Origin of the sequence: Variovorax sp. PAMC26660, assembly GCF_014302995.1 — a bacterium.
Lineage (GTDB): Bacteria > Pseudomonadota > Gammaproteobacteria > Burkholderiales > Burkholderiaceae_C > Variovorax.
In genome coordinates, this window is the sequence record NZ_CP060295.1 from 773,034 (window position 1) to 790,754 (window position 17,721).

At 66.6% G+C, this 17,721-nt stretch carries 16 protein-coding genes; 4 read left to right on the top strand and 12 right to left on the bottom strand.

Annotation, left to right across the window (positions count from 1 at the left end; translation table 11 throughout):
* Positions 1-19: 19 nt before the first annotated feature.
* Complete coding sequence (locus tag H7F35_RS03610) at positions 20-1,264, bottom strand: plastocyanin/azurin family copper-binding protein (protein ID WP_187111611.1); 1,245 nt, start codon at positions 1,262-1,264, stop codon at positions 20-22.
* A gap of 136 nt (positions 1,265-1,400) precedes the next feature.
* On the opposite strand from H7F35_RS03610, the gene H7F35_RS03615 reads away from it, so the two are divergent.
* Together H7F35_RS03615 and H7F35_RS03620 are read left to right on the top strand one after the other, a co-directional pair.
* Positions 1,401-1,967: a sigma-70 family RNA polymerase sigma factor gene (locus H7F35_RS03615; protein WP_187111612.1), complete on the top strand. Its 567-nt coding sequence runs from the start codon at positions 1,401-1,403 to the stop codon at positions 1,965-1,967.
* Positions 1,954-2,631, top strand: a complete 678-nt coding sequence (locus H7F35_RS03620) for an anti-sigma factor (RefSeq protein WP_187111613.1) — start codon at positions 1,954-1,956, stop codon at positions 2,629-2,631. Before H7F35_RS03615 ends, H7F35_RS03620 begins: the two co-directional genes overlap by 14 nt.
* A 22-nt stretch (positions 2,632-2,653) precedes the next feature.
* Here H7F35_RS03620 and H7F35_RS03625 read toward each other — a convergent pair whose 3' ends face one another.
* The 9 genes from H7F35_RS03625 to H7F35_RS03665 form a co-directional block, all read right to left on the bottom strand.
* Entirely contained in the window at positions 2,654-3,901 is a 1,248-nt protein-coding gene (locus H7F35_RS03625; RefSeq protein ID WP_187111614.1) for an MFS transporter, read from the bottom strand.
* Positions 3,902-4,034: 133 nt separating this feature from the next.
* On the bottom strand, positions 4,035-4,727 hold the full coding sequence (gene urtE / locus H7F35_RS03630) for an urea ABC transporter ATP-binding subunit UrtE (RefSeq protein ID WP_187111615.1): 693 nt from the start codon (positions 4,725-4,727) through the stop codon (positions 4,035-4,037).
* A gap of 549 nt (positions 4,728-5,276) precedes the next feature.
* Positions 5,277-6,155, bottom strand: a complete 879-nt coding sequence (gene urtD, locus H7F35_RS03635) for an urea ABC transporter ATP-binding protein UrtD (protein ID WP_187111616.1) — start codon at positions 6,153-6,155, stop codon at positions 5,277-5,279.
* Entirely contained in the window at positions 6,152-7,375 is a 1,224-nt protein-coding gene (gene urtC / locus H7F35_RS03640) for an urea ABC transporter permease subunit UrtC (protein ID WP_187111617.1), read from the bottom strand. Before urtC ends, urtD begins: the two co-directional genes overlap by 4 nt.
* Positions 7,372-8,919, bottom strand: a complete 1,548-nt coding sequence (urtB, locus tag H7F35_RS03645) for an urea ABC transporter permease subunit UrtB (protein WP_187111618.1) — start codon at positions 8,917-8,919, stop codon at positions 7,372-7,374. The genes urtC and urtB overlap by 4 nt, the downstream gene beginning before the upstream one ends.
* 194 nt (positions 8,920-9,113) lie before the next feature.
* Positions 9,114-10,382 (bottom strand): urea ABC transporter substrate-binding protein, encoded by a 1,269-nt coding sequence (gene urtA / locus H7F35_RS03650; RefSeq protein WP_187111619.1) that lies wholly within the window; start codon positions 10,380-10,382, stop codon positions 9,114-9,116.
* Positions 10,383-10,499: 117 nt separating this feature from the next.
* Entirely contained in the window at positions 10,500-10,832 is a 333-nt protein-coding gene (locus tag H7F35_RS03655; protein ID WP_187111620.1) for a nucleotide pyrophosphohydrolase, read from the bottom strand.
* Positions 10,833-10,887: 55 nt separating this feature from the next.
* Complete coding sequence (locus H7F35_RS03660; RefSeq protein WP_187111621.1) at positions 10,888-12,369, bottom strand: MFS transporter; 1,482 nt, start codon at positions 12,367-12,369, stop codon at positions 10,888-10,890.
* Between the two features lie 75 nt (positions 12,370-12,444).
* Positions 12,445-12,831: a nuclear transport factor 2 family protein gene (locus tag H7F35_RS03665; protein WP_187111622.1), complete on the bottom strand. Its 387-nt coding sequence runs from the start codon at positions 12,829-12,831 to the stop codon at positions 12,445-12,447.
* Positions 12,832-12,948: 117 nt separating this feature from the next.
* Between H7F35_RS03665 and H7F35_RS03670 the strand changes: the two genes are divergently transcribed.
* Positions 12,949-13,875 carry an AraC family transcriptional regulator gene (locus tag H7F35_RS03670; RefSeq protein WP_187111623.1) on the top strand — a complete coding sequence of 309 codons (927 nt, stop codon included), beginning with the start codon at positions 12,949-12,951 and terminating at the stop codon, positions 13,873-13,875.
* A gap of 15 nt (positions 13,876-13,890) precedes the next feature.
* Here H7F35_RS03670 and H7F35_RS03675 read toward each other — a convergent pair whose 3' ends face one another.
* The gene (locus H7F35_RS03675) at positions 13,891-14,943 is read right to left on the bottom strand and encodes an alpha/beta hydrolase family esterase (RefSeq protein WP_187111624.1); all 1,053 of its coding nucleotides are present in this window, start codon (positions 14,941-14,943) and stop codon (positions 13,891-13,893) included.
* Positions 14,944-14,991: 48 nt separating this feature from the next.
* Complete coding sequence (gene ppk2, locus H7F35_RS03680) at positions 14,992-15,912, bottom strand: polyphosphate kinase 2 (protein ID WP_187111625.1); 921 nt, start codon at positions 15,910-15,912, stop codon at positions 14,992-14,994.
* Between the two features lie 158 nt (positions 15,913-16,070).
* Here ppk2 and H7F35_RS03685 point away from each other — a divergent pair, with 158 nt between their 5' ends.
* A complete protein-coding gene (locus H7F35_RS03685) occupies positions 16,071-17,705 on the top strand; it encodes an inorganic phosphate transporter (protein ID WP_187111626.1) in 1,635 nt (544 codons plus the stop codon).
* Positions 17,706-17,721 lie beyond the last annotated feature (16 nt).

Sequence of the window (17,721 nt, forward strand, 5' to 3'; positions counted from 1 at the left end):
CGCACCGAAACCGCGCCGGTCAGGGTGCAATGACCGTCACCCTTGCCGTCATGTACGCATGCACGGTGCAGGCGTAGTCGTAGGTGCCCGGCTTGTCGAAGCTGCGGGTGAAGGACTTGCCCGGCAGCATCAGGTCGATGCCGGCGCTGCCGTTCTTGAAGACCAGGCCGTGCGGCGCGCCGTCATCGTTCTGCCATGTGACGCTCTGGCCGGCCTTGACGGTGATCTGAGCAGGCTCGAAGGCGAAGTTGCGAATCGCCACATGCGATGAGCCGGCCGCGTGCGCGGACGCTGCCAACGCAACGCGCTGCACGGCAATCTTGCGCGGCGCGTTGCCCACGGCCACGGTGTGCATCGGGCCGCCGGCCAGATCGACCACGCTCACATCGTTGGAGCCCTCGTTGCTCACCCACAGCTTCTTGCCATCCGCCGAGAGGTCGAGCCAGTGCGGCTGCTTGCCCACGCCGATGCTGCGCACCGCCGTGCGCGCGGCGGGGTCGAACAGCATGACTTCACCGGGCCCCTGCACCACCACCACGCCGCTCGCCATGCCGGCGAAGTGCTGGGCGATGTGCGGCGAGACGCCGGTGGGAATCGGCGCGCCCCACTGGTTGGTTGCGGGGTCCAGCACCTGCACGGCGGGCACGCCGGCCAGCGTGAGGTACAGCGCCTTGCCGTCATGGCCGAACTCCAGGTCGCGCGGCGCCTTGTCGAGCGGCAGCTCGGTGACCACCTTGCGCGCGGCCAGGTCGATGACGACGAGCGCGAAATGCCCCGGCTCCTGCGACGCGACATAAGCCTGGCGACCGTCGGGCCGCACGGCGATGGTGTGCGGCTTGGGCACCGGCACGGTGGCGCTCACGGCATGCGTTGCAGTGTCGACCAGGGCCATGCGGTCGTCGCCGTTGACCGCGACCAGCAGCCACTTGCCATCGGGCGTCAGCGCCAGGCCCTGCGGCCCCTTGCCCACGTCGATGCTGCGCGCCACGCGGTCGGTGGCGGCGTCGATCTCGCTCACCGCCGACGCGCCGGAGCCGCTGACGTACACGCTGCGTCCGTTGGAAGAAACGACGATGCCGTCCGGCCCTGCGGCGACGGGGACGGTGGCGACGACGGCCTCACTGTCGGTGTCGATCACGCTGACTGTGCTGTCCTTGAAGTTGCCCACATAGGCCTTGGGACCGGCTGCGGAAGCGGTGGCAACGGAGGCGGCGAGGGCCGCGAGAACAACAAGAAAGCGGGTGAATCGGGGAATGGCGGTCATGGTGAATAACTCCTGATGAAGAGCAGAATCGACACAGGGCATGACGCATGGCGTGCCCTTCTTATTCCCGACAGGTCGTTGAAAAAAGTGGGAATAAAGCGCCGGGCTGCCACGTCATGCAGGAAGAAGAAGCCCATTGACCGACCGCACACGCCAGTTCGAAGCCGCCGCGCTGCCGCATCTCGATGCGGCGTGGAACCTTGCGCGCTGGTTGTTGCGCGACGACCAGTTGGCCGACGACGCGGTGCAAGAGGCGTATCTGCGCGCGTTCCGTTTCTTTGAAGGGCTGCGCGGCGAAAGCGCGCGGCCGTGGCTGCTCGGCATCGTGCGCAATGCCTGCTACGACTGGATGCGGCAGAACCGGCAACTGGCCGACCAGGTGGAGTTCGATGAGCTGCGCGACAGTGAATCCGCCGCCGCGCCGGCTTCGGCGGATGCAGGCGATCCGGCGAGGTTGTGGGAGCAACGCGCGCAGGGCGAGCGCGTCAATGCGGCCATCGATGCGTTGCCGCCGGTCTATCGCGAAGTCATCGTGCTTCGCGAACTGGAAGAGATGCGCTACGAAGACATTGCACGCATCGCCGGCGTGCCTTTGGGCACGGTGATGTCGCGCCTGTCGCGCGCGCGGGCCTTGCTGCGCGACAGCCTGCGCGCGGAACGCCCCGGCGATGCGGGAGAAAGGACACACCATGCAGGTTTCTGACGACGAACTGAGGCCGCTGATCCGTCGCCATGCGGTACGGCATGCGCCGCCCGAGGGGCTGGCGGAGCGCATCCGCCAGTCGGTGCGTACCGAGGCTGCTGCCACACCACCGGCGCTGACGCGAAAGCCACGCGACGGGTGGAAGGGATTGGCCTGGTTCGGTACGGGCGCTGCAACGGCGTGGGGCCTTGCGCTCGTTCTGCTGGCGAGCCCGGTGCCGTCGCAGGACGCACTGGCCGAGGCAGTCACGGGCAACCATGTGCGCTCGCTGATGGCGTCGCATCTGGCCGATGTGGCTTCGTCCGACCAGCACACGGTCAAACCGTGGTTTGCGGGCAAGCTCGATTTCTCGCCGCCCGTGGTCGACCTGGCCACCGATGGTTTTCCGCTGACGGGCGGCCGGCTCGACTACCTCGATGGGCGCACCGTGGCCGCGCTGGTGTACCGATCAGGCCCGCACGTCATCAATCTTTTTTACTGGCCTGCGGCAGCGGATGCAAAGCCGGCAGCACCGGCGTTCTCTACAAGGCAGGGCTACCAGCTCATCCATTGGGCCCAGGGCGGCATGCAGGCCTGGGCCGTGTCGGACCTGAATGCGGCAGAGCTGCAGAACTTTGCCTCGCTGATGCGCGAGCGCACCGCGCCAACCACCGCACGCCCCTAGCGCAAGACGACGCGAGCAGCGCTCAGCAGGCCACCGTGCCCGGTCGCCTCGCCTCGGCGCGCGCACTGGCGATCGCCCAGCCGAACACGCCCATGCCGGCCAGCGCCAGCAAGGCGCCGACCCAGCCGGTCGATGTCCAGCCCAGGCCCGCGGCAATGGCCACGCCACCGAGCCACGCGCCCAGCGCGTTGGCCATGTTGAAGGCCGAGTGATTGAGCGCGGCCGCCAGTGTCTGCGCATCGCCGGCCACGTCCATCAGGCGGATCTGCAGCGCCGGGCCGATGGCGACGGTGGTGCCGATCAGGAAGACGTTGATGGCGGCCGTCACCACGTTGTGCGCCGCAAAGGTGAACATCGCGAGCACCAGCGCCGCATAGACCAGCAGGCCGCCGATGGTGCGCATCAGCGACTTGTCGGCCAGCCGCGCGCCGACGAGATTGCCCATGACCATGCCCAGGCCGAACAGCGCGAGCACCAGGGGCACGCCGCCGATCGGCAGGCCGGCCACTTCGACGAGCGTGGGCTTGATGTAGCTGAACACCGCGAACATGCCGCCGAAGCCGATGGCACCGATGCCGAGCGTGAACCACACCTGCTTGCGCTTGAGTGCGCCCAGTTCGCGCCACGGGCTGGCGCCGTGTGCGGCTGCGATGTCGGGGATGTCGCGGCGCAGCAGCGCCACGGCGATCAGCGCGATGATGCCGACGAACACGAAGGCCGCGCGCCAACCGAAGAACTGGCCGAGCCATGCGGCGATGGGCACGCCGACGAGCGTGGCGCCGGTGAGCCCCAGCATCACGAGGCCCACGGCGCGTGCGCGGCGCCCGGGTGGCGCGAGCGTGGCGGCCACGAGCGCGGCGACGCCGAAGTAGGTGCCGTGCGGCAGGCCCGTCGCAAAGCGCAGCAGGTTGAGCGACAGGTAGCCCGGCGCCATTGCGCTGGCGAAGTTGCCGGCGGCGAACACGGCCATGAGCGCAATCAGCAGTGCGCGCCGGCCCCAGCCGGCCGCAAGCACCGCGAGCACGGGCGCGCCGATGACTACGCCCAGCGCATAGGCGCTGATGACGTGGCCCGCCTGCGGAATGCTGACGCCGATGTCGCTCGCGACCTCGGGCAGCAGGCCCATGATGACGAACTCGCCGGTGCCGATGGCAAAGCCACCAACGCCGAGCGCAAGCACTGCCCGCAAGAAATTGGGAGGCGACGTCGAGGAAGGGGAAACGGAAATATCGGTGTCCGCGCTGTCCAGCGCGGGTGGGGAGGCGTTCAAGGCCAGGCTCCTGAGAGGTTGCCCAGCGACGACGGGCAGAAGCGCGATTTTAGGGTAAACCCTGAAATCATGCCGATACACGGATGCCGGTGGCCCGGTATCTGCACCGCCTTGCAGGCCCTTCCCCGCAGGTTCAGATGGCCACGAGCTGGCGCACGCCCTGCGCTTCCATGTCCTTGCCAAGGCCGCGCGCAATGACTTCGCCGCGCTCCATCACGAGGTAGTCGTCGGCCAGTTCCTGGGCGAAGTCGTAGTACTGCTCGCACAGCACGATGGCCATGTCGCCACGGTCGGCGAGCATGCGGATGACGCGACCGATGTCCTTGATGATGCTGGGCTGGATGCCTTCGGTGGGCTCATCGAGGATCAGCAGCCTGGGCTTGGGTGCGAGGGCGCGCGCGATGGCGAGTTGCTGCTGCTGGCCGCCGGAAAGGTCGCCGCCGCGCCTGTTGATCATCTGCTTGAGCACGGGGAACAGGTCGTACAGCTCTGCGGGAATGGGCGTGCTGCCGCTCTTGTAGGCGAGGCCCATGCGCAGGTTTTCTTCTACCGTGAGCCTGGCGAAGATTTCGCGGCCTTGCGGGACGAAGCCGATGCCTGCTCTTGCCCTGTCGTAAGGGGTCGCCTTCTGGATCGGCTTGCCTTCGAGTTCGATGCTGCCGCTCTTGATGGGGACGAGGCCCATCAGCGATTTCAGCAGCGTTGTCTTGCCTACGCCGTTACGGCCCAGCAGAACGGTGACCTTGCCCAGCGTTGCCTCGAAGCTCACGTCTCGCAGGATGTGGGAGCCGCCGTAGTACTGGTGGATGTTTTTTACTGTCAGCATTTGTTTGACTCCTTCCTTGGGTTCTTTGGAGAGCACCCGGTACACGGCACGGCGCGGTCAGCCCCACTGTGCCGGCCCTTCGGGCTTCCCTGCGGTGCTCGCATTTCGCGGGGTCTCGCAGAACTCGCTGCGCTCAAACAGCTGCGAGCCCTGATCCGCGAAACGCTGCGCTCCTCGGCGGCACAGAGGGGCCGATCACACCGCACCGCGTACCGGGCGCCGGTCGTGGAGTTGTTGCCGTCGGCCCTCACCCCAGCCCTCTCCCAAAGGGAGAGGGAGCAAGACAGGGACGCGGGCGCAAGCACAGACACGGCCCCAAAGGCGGGGCAATCGACAACAGCGCCGCCCACGGCGATGGGGGTTGAGCCCTTGGGTGGCCGTTGAGGCACCGCCGAGCAGCGCAGCGACGGGCGGATCAGGGCTCGCAGCTGTTTGAGCGAAGCGAGTTCTGCGAGACCCCGCCCGTCGCGAGCAGCGCAGGGAAGCCCGAAGGGCCGGTGACGTCGGCCGCCCAAGGGCTCAACCCCCATCGCCGCACCCTGAACAGCATCAGCGTCCAAGATAAACCTCGATCACACGTTCGTCAGCCTGCACTTCGTCCAAGGTGCCCTGCGCCAGCACGGAGCCGTCGCACAACACGGTGACGATCTCGGAGATGGTGCGGATGAAGCTCATGTCGTGCTCCACCACCATCAGCGAATGCTTGCCCTTGAGCGTGAGGAACAGTTCGGCTGTGCGAGCGGTTTCTTCGTCGGTCATGCCGGCCACGGGCTCATCGAGCAGCAGCAGTTTCGGGTCTTGCATCAGCAGCATGCCGATTTCGAGCCACTGCTTCTGGCCATGGCTGAGGTTGCCGGCCATGCGCGACACGCTCTCGGCCAGGTGAATGGTCTCCAGCACTTCGGCCAGACGATCGCTCTGCGCCGAGTCGAGCTTGAACAGCATCGACGCGCGCACACCCTTGTTGGTCTTGAGCGCGAGTTCGAGGTTCTCGAACACCGTCAGATGCTCGAACACCGTCGGCTTCTGGAACTTGCGTCCGATGCCCAGTTGCGCAATGTCGGCCTCGCGATGGCGCAGCAGGTCGATGGTGCTGCCGAAGAACACGGTGCCCGAATCGGGCCGCGTCTTGCCGGTAATGATGTCCATCATCGTCGTCTTGCCTGCGCCGTTCGGGCCGATGATGCAGCGCAGCTCGCCCGGCGCGATGTCGAGCGACAGCTTGTTGATGGCCTTGAATCCGTCGAAGCTCACGCTCACGTCTTCCAGGTACAGGATGCGGCCGTGCGTGATGTCGACCTCGCCCGGCGTGGCGACGCGGCCGAAGCCGGCGGCGCGGCCACCGGACTCGGTGTTGCCGCTGCCATGCACAAGACCGCTCGCGCGCGCTGCACGCTCGGCGCCGGCTTCCATCAGGTCGGGCGTCATGCGCGGGCTCCCTTCGCGTCCACCGGCAACGAGGCCAGTGCATCGGGCTCCACGCCCTGCTCGGTTGCCACGGCGCGTCGTGCCTCCTGCACCGCTTCGGCGGGCGCGGCCTCCTTCTTCTTCTCGCGCGACAACCACTTGCGCACCAACCCCACGATGCCGTTCGGCAGGAACAGCGTGACAGCAATGAACAAGGCGCCCAGGAAGTACAGCCAGTATTCGGGATACGCCACGGTGAGCCAGCTCTTCGCGCCATTGACGATGAAGGCGCCGATGATCGGCCCGATCAGCGTGGCGCGTCCGCCCACCGCGGCCCAGATGGCGATCTCGATGGAGTTGGCCGCGCTCATCTCGCCCGGGTTGATGATGCCGACCTGCGGCACATACAGCGCGCCGGCCACGCCGCACATCACGGCGGAGATCACCCAGATCGTGAGCTTGTAGGGCAGCGGGTTGTAGCCCGAGAACATCACGCGCGTTTCGGCATCGCGAATGGCCTGCAGCACGCGGCCGAACTTGCTGCCGATGAGCCATTTGGCGAACAGGAAGAAGCCCAGCAGCGTGAGACCCGTGAGCGCGAACAGCGTCATCCGCATCTCTTGCGTGGCGATCGGAATGTTCAGGATGCGCTTGAAATCGGTAAAGCCGTTGTTGCCGCCGAAGCCCGTCTCGTTGCGAAAGAACAGCAGCATCGCGGCGAAGGTCATGGCCTGCGTGATGATTGAAAAATACACGCCCTTGATGCGCGAGCGGAACGCGAAGAAGCCGAACACGAAGGCGATGAAGCCGGGCACCGCGACGATCATCACCAGCGTCATCACGAAGCTGTCGCTGAAGGTCCAGTGCCAGGGCAGCGTCTTCCAGTCGAGGAACACCATGAAGTCGGGCAGGTCGCTCTTGTAGTTGCCGTCGCGGCCGATCTGGCGCATGAGGTACATGCCCATCATGTAGCCACCGAGCGCGAAGAACAGGCCGTGGCCCAGCGAGAGGATGCCGGTGTAGCCCCAGATCAGGTCCATGGCCAGTGCACAGATGGCGTAGCACATGATCTTGCCGACCAGCGCCACGGCGTAGTCGCTCATGTGCAGTGGGCTGTCGACCGGCACCACGATGTTCAGCACCGGCGCCACGGCGCACACCACGATCAGCGCGATGAAGAAGGCTGTCCAGCCCTTGCCGCTCAGCAGCGGCCCTTTGGTTGGTAACGTGACCTTGCTCATGCCTCTGCGCTCCGGCCCTTCATCGCGAAGATGCCCTGTGGTCTCTTCTGGATGAAGATGATGATGAAAACCAGCACCGCGATCTTGGCAAGCACGGCGCCCGCCCAGCCTTCGATGAACTTGTTGAGAATGCCCAGCCCCAGCGCCGCATACACGGTGCCCGCCAACTGGCCGACGCCGCCCATCACGACCACCATGAAGCTGTCGACGATGTAGCTCTGGCCCAGGTCCGGGCCGACGTTGCCGATCTGGCTCAGCGCGCAGCCGGCCAGGCCCGCGATGCCGGAGCCGAGCGCAAAGGCGTAGGTGTCAATGCGCGCGGTGTTCACGCCCATGCACGAAGCGATCGGTCGGTTCTGCGTGACGCCGCGCACGAACAGGCCCAGGCGCGTCTTGCCGATGAGCCAGCCCATCGCGAGCAATACGAGCACCGCGAAGATGATGATGCAGATGCGGTTCCACGGCAGCGTGACGTTGCTCAGCATGGTGAAGCCGCCGCTCATCCAGCCGGGGTTTTCCACACCGACGTTCTGCGCGCCGAAGAGCGTGCGCACCAGTTGCTGCAGCATCAGGCTGATGCCCCAGGTGGCGAGCAACGTTTCGAGCGGCCGGCCGTACAGGAAGCGAATCACACCGCGTTCGAGCACCGCGCCCACCAGCGCCGATGCGAGGAAGGACACGGGGATCGCTGCCACCAGATACCAGCCGAACGCCGCCTCGGGCATGTACTTCTGGAAGATGCCCTGCATCACGTAGGTGGCGTAGGCGCCGATCATCATCAGCTCGCCATGCGCCATGTTGATGACGCCCATCAGGCCGTAGGTGATGGCCAGGCCCAGCGCGGCGAGCAGCAGCACCGAGCCCAGGCTGATGCCGCTGAAGATGGCGTTGATGCGGTCGCCCCAGACCAGCGAGCCGTCGATGTGGGCGATGGAAGCCACGATGGCCGCCTTGACGTCCGCCTCGGTTTCATCGGCCAGTCGCTGGTTGAGCAGCAGCTTGGTGTCGGGGTTGCGGTTGTTGCCCAACTCCTTGGCGGCCACGAGGCGCTTGGCCTTGTCGGCGCTGGCGAGCATGCCGGCGGCGCGCACCAATTCGAGCTGCGCCTTGATCTTCGGGTTGGTCTCGGCGGCGAGCGCCTTCTCGACCATGGGGATGCGGGATTCGTCAGGGTCCTTGAAGAGCGCCTGCGCCGCTTCGGCGCGCACCGCGTCGTCCTTGCTTGTGAGCTTGAGCGCGGCTTGCGCGGCATCGAGCGCGCCGCGCATGAGGTTGTTGTTGACGACGTCTTCCGCTGTGTCGGGCACCTTGAGTTCGGCGCCGGTCACGGGGTCGTAGCCCTTGTCGTCCTTCATCACGAAGACCTTGTCTTCGCTGTACTTGACCGCGTCGTCGGACATGGCCTGGATGAAGGCGGCGGTCTTGTCGTCGGCCGTGAGCACGGCCTTGTTGAGCGCGGCGATGCGGGCTTCGGATTCGCCGGAGGCAATGGCCCGGGCTTCGTCGGCGGTCAGCGCGTGGGCGGCCGATGCCATGAGGAGCATGGCGGCGAGTGCGCAGTGAAGGGTTCGTCGAAGCATCATGAGATTCGTGTTGCCCCCTCTCCCCTGGGGGAGAGGGTTGGGGTGAGGGCCGGCGGCCTTCCAAAAGACACGGCGGCCAGATCGACCGCCGCTGCCCTCACCCCTGCCCTCTCCCCAAGGGGAGAGGGAGCAAGAGCCAGGGAGTTGTCGAAAAATTACATCGACTTGCCAGCCGGGTAATCCGGCTTCTTGTCATTGCCTTCGATATACGGGCTCCAAGGCTTGGCCTTCACCGGGCCCGGCGTCTTCCACACCACGTTGAACTGACCATCGGCCTTGATCTCGCCGATGAACACGCTCTTGTGCAGGTGATGGTTCTTCTCGTCCATCTTCGAGACGATGCCCGACGGTGCAGTGAAGGTCTGGCCGGCCATCGCAGCGATCACCTTGTCGGTGTCGGTGCTCTTGGCCTTCTCGACCGCCTGCTTCCACATGTGGATGCCGATCCAGGTGGCTTCCATCGGGTCATTGGTCAGCGGCTTGTCCATGTGGCCGGGGATCTTCTTGGCCTTGGCGTACTCGCTCCATTCCTTGATGAACGCCGTGTTGGTCGGGTTCTTCAGGCTCATGAAGTAGTTCCAGGCGGCCAGGTGGCCGACCAGCGGCTTGGTGTCCACGCCGCGCAGTTCTTCCTCACCCACCGAGAAGGCGACGACCGGCACGTCCTTGGCCTTCAGGCCCGCGTTGCCCAGTTCCTTGTAGAAGGGCACGTTGGAGTCGCCGTTGATGGTCGACACCACGGCCGTCTTGCCGCCGGCCGAGAACTTCTTGATGTCGGCAACGATGGTCTGGTAGTCGCTGTGGCCGAAGGGGGTGTACTTCTCGTCAATGTCGGTGTCCTTCACGCCCTTGCTCTTCAAGTAGGCGCGCAGGATCTTGTTGGTGGTGCGGGGGTACACATAGTCGGTGCCCAGCAACACCCAGCGCTTGGCGCCGCCGCCTTCCTTGCTCATCAGGTAGTCGACCGCCGGAATGGCTTGCTGGTTGGGCGCGGCGCCCGTGTAGAACACGTTCTTCGAGAGTTCTTCACCCTCGTACTGCACGGGGTAGAACAGCAGGCCGTTCATTTCCTCGACCACCGGCAGCACCGACTTGCGCGACACCGAGGTCCAGCAGCCGAAGATCACCGAGACCTTGTCCTGGCCGAGCAGTTGCTTGGTTTTTTCAGCGAACAGCGGCCAGTTGGAAGCCGGGTCGACCACCACGGGTTCGAGCTGCTTGCCCAGCACGCCGCCCTTCTTGTTGATGTCGTCGATCGCCATCAGCACCGTGTCTTTCAACACGGTTTCCGAGATGGCCATCGTGCCCGACAGCGAGTGCAGCACGCCGACCTTGATGGTGTCGGCGGCAAATGCAGGCGCAGCAGAAATGCTGGCCAGCGCGACGGCGGCGGTGAGCGCCTTGAGTGTGAAACGACGTTGCATGTGGACTCCTGCTCCGGGTGGGTTGAACCTTGTCGACAGCGCACGGCTGGCGATGGAGAGGAGTCTGCGGAATGCACCAGGAAGGGGAAATACGCCGGGTGGCGTACACGGAGGTACTCAGGCCAGCGGTGACAGCGGCGGAACCGGGTACTTGATCGCGTTCAGGACCATCTTGCTTTTCGCCGCCTCGACCAGATCGATGCCCAGCTTGTCAGCCAGTTGCAGCAGGTAGAGAAAGACATCGGCGATCTCGGTGCCGACCTCGGCGCGCTTTTCGGGCGAGAGCGATCTGCTCTGCGCCTCGGTCAGCCACTGGAAATGCTCCAGCAGTTCGGCCGCCTCCACCGAAAGCGCCGACGCCAGGTTCTTGGGCGAATGGAAGGGCTCCCAGTCGCGGGCCCTGGCGAACTCGCGCAGCGCCTGATTCAGTTGTTCCAGTCCGGTGTCCATGTCGCTCCTGCCACTCCTGTGATGCGGGCAGGAGTTTGGCATGGCAACCGCACGCTCACCCCTGCGCGAAGGGTTGCCGGCTGCCGCGGCGATGCAGCACCGCGACAAGCAGCGCAGACCCCATCAGGTAGATCAGCGCCACACCGAGCGCGCCCGAATAGCTGGCCGTGTCCACCGCGTCGCCCAGCCGGCCGTAGAACAGGATGCCGATCAACGCGACGCCCAGCGCATTGCTCCCCTGCTGCACCATCGACAACACACCCGAGGCCACGCCCGCATGCTGCGGCGGCAGGCCGGCCAGCACGGTCGACACCAGCGGCGCCATCACCATGCCGAGCCCCGCGCCTTGCAAGAGGAACAGCGGCACCATCCACGCGACCACGTGCGTGTGCCCCGCCCATCCGGCCACGTTGACGAACTGCAGCGCATGGCCCGCCGCCAGCACGAGAGCACCGAGCGTGATGGGCGGCTTGCCGCCGAAGCGGCGTGCCAGGCGCGCGCCGGCCATCGAGGTGACGAGGAAGCCGATCGCCAGCGATGTGAAGACGATGCCCGAGGTCAGCGGGTCCAGCGCCAGTCCTTGCTGAAGGTAGAGGGCCATCACGAAGTACAGCGAGGCGTTGCCCACGTAGAAGGCCAGCACGGTGAGCAGCCCCATGACGAAGCGGCGGTTCGCCAACAAGGCCGGCGCCACCAGTGGCGCACCGCCGCGTGCGGCGAGCCGGCGCTGCTGGAAGGCGAACGCGGCCAGCAAGGGCAGCGCGGCGGCAAGGCACAGCCAGCTCCACAGCGGCCAGCCTTGCTGGCGGCCTTCCACCAGCGGCAGCACCACCGCGACCGAACCCGCAGCCACGAGCAGCATGCCGACCAGATCGAGCTTGCTGTTGTGGCTTCCGCCATTTGCCGTCGGCGGAATCACGCGCGGTGCGAGTACCAGCGCCAGCAGGCCGATGGGCACGTTGATGAGAAAGCAACTGCGCCAGCCGAGCCCCGCCAGATCCGCATGAATGAGCAGGCCTCCGACGAGCTGCCCCAGCGTGGCGCCGAGCCCCAGCGTGAGGCCGTAGGCCGCGAAGGCACGCGCGCGGTCTTCGCCTGTGTAGGCCAGGCCGATCATCGCCAGCACCTGCGGCTGCAACAGCGCGCCGGCCAGGCCTTGCAGCACGCGAGCGGCCACCAGCAGTTCAGCGTTCGGCGCGAAGCCGCAGGCGGCCGACGCCAGCGTGAAGAGCAGCAGGCCGAGCATGAACATGCGGCGGCGACCGAACATGTCGCCGAGCCGGCCGCCGGTGATCAGGCCGGCGGCGGTGGCAAGGCCGTAGCCCGCCACCACCAGTTGCAGGGTGGCGGTGCCGGCCTGCAGCTCGCGTTGCATCGAGGGCAGCGCGACGTTGACGATGAAGAAATCCAGCACCACCAGGAAGGTGCCGCTGAGCATGACCCACAGGCCGAGCGGCCCGGGCTTCGTTGCGGCCCCGCCCTGAATGCCCGGGGAGGAAAGCGATGCTGCCGAAGCAGCGGGGTTGGAGGGGGTCATGATGGGCTCGAGTGTTGGGGTGATGGCGCATGACAGCAATGACCTCGAAGGTCATGGCCGAGCTTTTTCAGGCGATCAGACGGCAGGCGTGGGCAGGATGAACTGGTAGTCGATGGCGATGCGACCGTCCTGTGCCAGCACCAGGAACTCCAGCCCGAGTGCGACCACGGGGCCGCCGGCGGCAGGGACCATCTGCCAATGGAACATCACGGCGTTGTGCAACGCCTGGGCGTCACCCGTGGCAACGAAGCGAAAGCCGCCGTCGCGCACGTTTTTCTCGTGCGAGCTGGTGACGCGCTGCTGCAGCGCCTCGTAGCCCTTGGCCTGCAGCGTGCGCACGTAGTGCTCGCCATCAGGCGCCCAGAGGCTGGCGATGGCGTCGCGGCGCGCGGCGGCATCGGTTTCGTTCCAGACCGCGACATAGCGGTCGGCAAGTTCGGCAAATGCGGGGTTGGCATTCATGGGGTCTGCTCCAGTGCGGCGAAAGAGTGAGGCTGCAGTTTCTTCCGCAATCGATGGACAGTGAATGCCTGAAAGGCCGACAATCTTGTCCAATCGTCCACTTCCACAGGAGCCTTCATGGACCCCCTCGACGACGTTTTCGCCGCCATGCGCGTGCGCAGCGCGGTGTATGCCCGCCTCGAGGCCGGCGCGCCCTGGGGCGTGAGCCTGGCCGGCGGAGAAAGCGCGCGCTTCGGCCTCGTGGTGCGCGGTGGCTGCCTGCTCGAAGTCGAGGGCGTAGAGCAGCCCGTGGCGCTGGCCGCGGGCGACTGCTATGTGCTGGCGCACGGCACGCCTTACGTGCTGCGCGACCATCCGGACACGCCCACGGTGAGCTGCGTCTCGGTCGTGCGCGACCGCATCGGCGGCCTCGTGGAACTGGGCGGCACGGGCACGGCGGCCTCGGTGATCTGCGGCTGGTTCCACTTCGACCAGCGCGCCGCGCGGCCGCTGCTCGACCTGCTGCCGGTGCTGCTGCACGTGAAGATGGAACGGGCCCGCGCGCTCGCGCTGCAAGGCACGCTGCAACTGCTGGCGATGGAAACCGGCGAGCCCGGCCTGGGCTCCAGCCTGCTCGTGAGCCGGCTGGCCGACATCGTGTTCGTGCAGGCGGTGCGCGCCCACGTCGCGGCCCAGGACGAATCGCAGACGGGCTGGCTGGCCGCGCTGGCCGACGCGCGCATCGGCCCGGCCCTGCGCGCGATGCACAAGGACATGGCACGCGACTGGACGGTCGAATCGCTGGCGGCAGCCGCGAGCCTGTCGCGCTCGGCCTTCGCGCAGCGCTTTCGCGAGCGCGTGGGGCAGGCCCCGCTGGAATACCTCACGCAGTGGCGCATGTTCAAGGCCGGCAACATGCTGGGCCAGGGCCACGCCGCCGTGGGCACGATTGCCGGCGCGGTGGGCTACGAATCGGAGGCCGCGTTCAGCAAGGCCTTCAAGCGCGAGAAGGGCATGGCGCCCGGTGCGTGGCGCGCGGCCGCCCGCGAAACGGTGGCCGGGTAGCGGGCTTGTTCTTTCTCAGTCCTTGGTCGCTTTGGCCGCGTGCTTGAACTGCGCGGACGCAAAGGCCCATGTCATGCGCGTGGCGTCGGGCCCGGACGGGTCGCTGAACATCAGCCGCGCCGCACCGCCGCTCCACGAATGCCCCAGGCCCGCGATCTCGCACAGCATGACGACCGTGCGCCCCTTGCGCTTGAAGTCGGTCACGCGCATCGCACGGCGCTTGCCGCGCTGCGTGTCGCGCGAAAGCCCCGGCCGCGCGCCCATGGCCGTGGCCCACACGGCCGCGCTGCTGGCGGCATTGCTGGGCGCCACCACGGCATCGGCATCGCCATGCAGCACCAGCATCGGCGGCAGGGTCGCAAAGACGGCCGCGGCGCCCATGGCCTTGCCGACCGCGGTGACGGGCATCGGCGGCACGTTCTGCCCGCGCATGGCGCCAAGCGCAGTGGCCGACGACTTCGCGGCGCCGGGCGCAACACCCGAATGCATGACGACCGCGCGAAAGCGGTTCGGGTAGCGCGTGGCCAGCAGGGCCGCCATGCTGGCGCCAGCCGATAGACCAGCCAGCGCCACGCGATCGCGATCGACCGGGTAGAGCATGCAGGCCTGGTCGACGGCAGCCATCAGCGTGGCCGCCTCGGCATCGGCCTTGCCGGAGCGGCGCTCGTACCAGTTCCAGCAGCCTTGGGGATGGGCCAGCCGGTCTTGCTCGGGGTAGAGCACCAGGAAGCGCTGGCGCACCGCCAGCGCATTCATGCGCGTACTGGATGCAAAGTCGCGCCCCGTCTGGCCGCAGCCATGCAGCATGACCATGAGCGGCAGCTTTTCTCCGGGCTGCAAATTCAGATCGGCCGGACGGAACAGGTGATAGCCCCGCGCGCCGCCCGCACCCATGGCCATGCCGCTGAGCCAGTCGCCCTTGCCGGGCGGCGGCTTCATCCGCTTGGCGGCCGCGCGCTGGACCTGCCCCGCCACGCGCTTGCTGTTGCTCAGCGTGATCTTGGTGAGCGCCTTCAGGTTGCGCTCGTAAGCGCGGGCAAAGACGGAAGCGGTGGAGCGACGGGCCATGGCGCAGTGTGAGGGCAAAGCGCCGGGCGGCCAAACGGCCGCGAATCCTCAGTAGATCTCCGGCACGATCATGTTGGCCGGCACGGGTTGGCGCAGATAGTCGTCATGCCGCACGCGCGACGGCAGCTCGACCGCCGCATGCGCCACTTCCTGGTAGGGCAGTTGGCCCAGCAGATGGCTGATGCAATTGAGCCGCGCCTTCTTCTTGTCGACCGCCTGCACCACCCACCACGGCGCCTCGGGGATGTGGGTGCGCTCCAGCATGATCTCTTTCGCCTTGGTGTATTCCTCCCAGCGGCGGCGGCTTTCCAGGTCCATCGGGCTCAACTTCCATTGCTTGAGCGGATCGTGGATGCGGCCGAGAAAGCGCATGTGCTGCTCGTCGTCGGTGATGGAGAACCAGTACTTGATGAGCTTGATGCCCGAGCGCACCAGCATCTTCTCGAACTCGGGCACGGTGCGAAAGAACTCTTCGTACTCGTCGTCGCTGCAAAAGCCCATCACGCGCTCGACGCCGGCGCGGTTGTACCAGCTGCGATCGAACAGCACCATCTCGCCGGCCGCCGGAAGATGCGCGGCATAGCGCTGGAAGTACCACTGCGTGCGCTCGCGGTCGTTGGGTGCCGGCAGCGCAGCCACGCGGGCCACGCGCGGATTCAGCCGCTGGGTGATGCGCTTGATGACACCGCCCTTGCCCGCCGCATCTCGGCCCTCGAAAAGAATGACCACCTTCTGCTTGCTCTGCTGCACCCAGTCCTGCAGCTTGACCAGTTCGCCCTGCAGGCGGAACAGCTCCTTGAAGTAGGCCTGGCGGGCGGCCTTGTCGGTGGAGGTGTGGGCGGCGGGGTCGAGCCCGTCGATGTTGCGGTCTTCGATCTCCAGCTCGAGCTCTTCGTCGTAGCTGTCGATCAGGTCGCGGGCGATGCGTTGCATCAGTTCTTCGTGGTCTGGAAGTGCGCTCGTCAGCATGATGAAAAAGATGAAGGTGGTGGGGTCAGGAAAAAGCACTCTGCCCGCTGCATATGTCTGCCGCGTGACGGTTTGCAGACGGTTTCAAGCCCGCCGACACGCCGCTGTCACATGCCGCGAACACCATCTGCAGCCACTCCAACACGAAAAAAGCGCCCATGAACACGCTCGCCGCTCCCCACGCCGAGATGCCGCCGGCGCCCGCCGCCGCACACCGGCCCAAGCTCGACGCCAAGCCCGGCCCGGTCACACTGATCACCTTCGTGGGCCTGCTGGCCGCAGGCCTGCTGTTCACGGCCTGGAGCCTCGTGGGCGACGTCACGGCGTCCGGTGCACCGGTCACGACCTGGGTTCCCTACATTCTTCTGGGCGTGGCGCTGCTGATTGCGCTGGGCTTCGAGTTCGTCAACGGCTTCCATGACACGGCCAACGCCGTGGCGACGGTGATCTACACCCACTCGCTGCCGCCCAATTTTGCGGTCGTGTGGTCGGGCTTCTTCAACTTCCTGGGCGTGCTGGCGTCCAGCGGCGCGGTGGCCTTCGGCATCATCGCGCTGCTGCCGGTGGAGCTGATCCTGCAGGTGGGCTCGGGCGCGGGCTTCGCGATGGTGTTCGCGCTGCTGATCGCCGCCATCATCTGGAACCTGGGCACGTGGTGGCTCGGCCTGCCGGCTTCTTCTTCGCACACGCTGATCGGCTCGATCATCGGCGTGGGCGTGGCCAATGCATTGATGCACGGGCGCGACGGCACCAGCGGTGTCGACTGGGCGCAGGCCACCAAGGTGGGCTACTCGCTGCTGCTGTCGCCGATGGTCGGCTTCGGCTGCGCCGCCCTGCTGCTGCTGGCGCTGCGCGCCTTCGTGAAGAACCGCGCGCTGTATGAAGAACCCAAGGGCAGCGCACCGCCGCCGTTGTGGATTCGCGGCTTGCTGATCCTGACCTGCACTGGCGTGTCGTTCGCGCACGGCTCCAACGACGGGCAAAAAGGCATGGGCCTGATCATGCTGATCCTCGTGGGCACGGTGCCGATGGCCTATGCGTTGAACCGCGCGATGCCCGCCAACGAATCGATCAAGTTCGTGGCCGTGGCCGAGATGGCGCAGAACGCGCTGAACCGCAACGTGCCGACCTCGCTGCCTGCGCTGCAACCGGCGGCCGCGCGCGATGCGCTCTCGACCTATGTGCGCACCCGCGATTTCAACGCGTCGGTCGTGCCGGCGCTGGCCGCCACCGCGGGCAGCATCGCCCAGCAGGTCAAGCAGCACGGATCGCTCGCTGCCGTGCCGGCCGAAGCCGTCGCCAACGTGCGCAACGACATGTACCTGGCCTCCGAAGCCATCCGCCACCTCGACAAGAGCGGCGCCGCGAAGTTCGACGACGAAACCAGACTGCGTGTCGGCGCCTTCCGCGAAGAACTGGACACGGCGACGCGCTTCATTCCGCTGTGGGTCAAGATCGCGGTCGCCATCGCGCTCGGCCTGGGCACGATGATCGGCTGGAAACGCATCGTCGTCACAGTGGGCGAGAAGATCGGCAAGACGCACCTGAGCTACGCACAAGGCGCATCGGCCGAGGTGGTGGCCATGCTCACCATCGGCGCGGCCGACATGTACGGCCTGCCGGTGTCGACCACGCACGTGCTGTCGTCCGGCGTGGCCGGCACGATGACAGCCAGCGGCTCGGGCCTGCAGATGTCCACGCTGCGCAACCTCGCGTTGGCCTGGGTGCTCACGCTGCCGGTGGCGATGCTGCTGTCGGGCTCGCTCTACTGGCTGTTCACCCGCCTGTTCTGACACCTGCTTCCTCTGA

Coding starts and splice junctions, on each gene's coding strand:
- urtD (WP_187111616.1), bottom strand. CDS start 6,155: ATGACGCCCGACCTGATGGAAGCCGGCGCCGAGCGTGCAGCGCGCGCG.
- urtB (WP_187111618.1), bottom strand. CDS start 8,919: ATGCTCCTCATGGCATCGGCCGCCCACGCGCTGACCGCCGACGAAGCC.
- H7F35_RS03660 (WP_187111621.1), bottom strand. CDS start 12,369: ATGACCCCCTCCAACCCCGCTGCTTCGGCAGCATCGCTTTCCTCCCCG.
- H7F35_RS03665 (WP_187111622.1), bottom strand. CDS start 12,831: ATGAATGCCAACCCCGCATTTGCCGAACTTGCCGACCGCTATGTCGCG.
- urtA (WP_187111619.1), bottom strand. CDS start 10,382: ATGCAACGTCGTTTCACACTCAAGGCGCTCACCGCCGCCGTCGCGCTG.
- ppk2 (WP_187111625.1), bottom strand. CDS start 15,912: ATGCTGACGAGCGCACTTCCAGACCACGAAGAACTGATGCAACGCATC.
- H7F35_RS03685 (WP_187111626.1), top strand. CDS start 16,071: ATGAACACGCTCGCCGCTCCCCACGCCGAGATGCCGCCGGCGCCCGCC.
- H7F35_RS03620 (WP_187111613.1), top strand. CDS start 1,954: ATGCAGGTTTCTGACGACGAACTGAGGCCGCTGATCCGTCGCCATGCG.
- H7F35_RS03670 (WP_187111623.1), top strand. CDS start 12,949: ATGGACCCCCTCGACGACGTTTTCGCCGCCATGCGCGTGCGCAGCGCG.
- H7F35_RS03675 (WP_187111624.1), bottom strand. CDS start 14,943: ATGGCCCGTCGCTCCACCGCTTCCGTCTTTGCCCGCGCTTACGAGCGC.
- urtC (WP_187111617.1), bottom strand. CDS start 7,375: ATGAGCAAGGTCACGTTACCAACCAAAGGGCCGCTGCTGAGCGGCAAG.
- H7F35_RS03610 (WP_187111611.1), bottom strand. CDS start 1,264: ATGACCGCCATTCCCCGATTCACCCGCTTTCTTGTTGTTCTCGCGGCC.
- urtE (WP_187111615.1), bottom strand. CDS start 4,727: ATGCTGACAGTAAAAAACATCCACCAGTACTACGGCGGCTCCCACATC.
- H7F35_RS03655 (WP_187111620.1), bottom strand. CDS start 10,832: ATGGACACCGGACTGGAACAACTGAATCAGGCGCTGCGCGAGTTCGCC.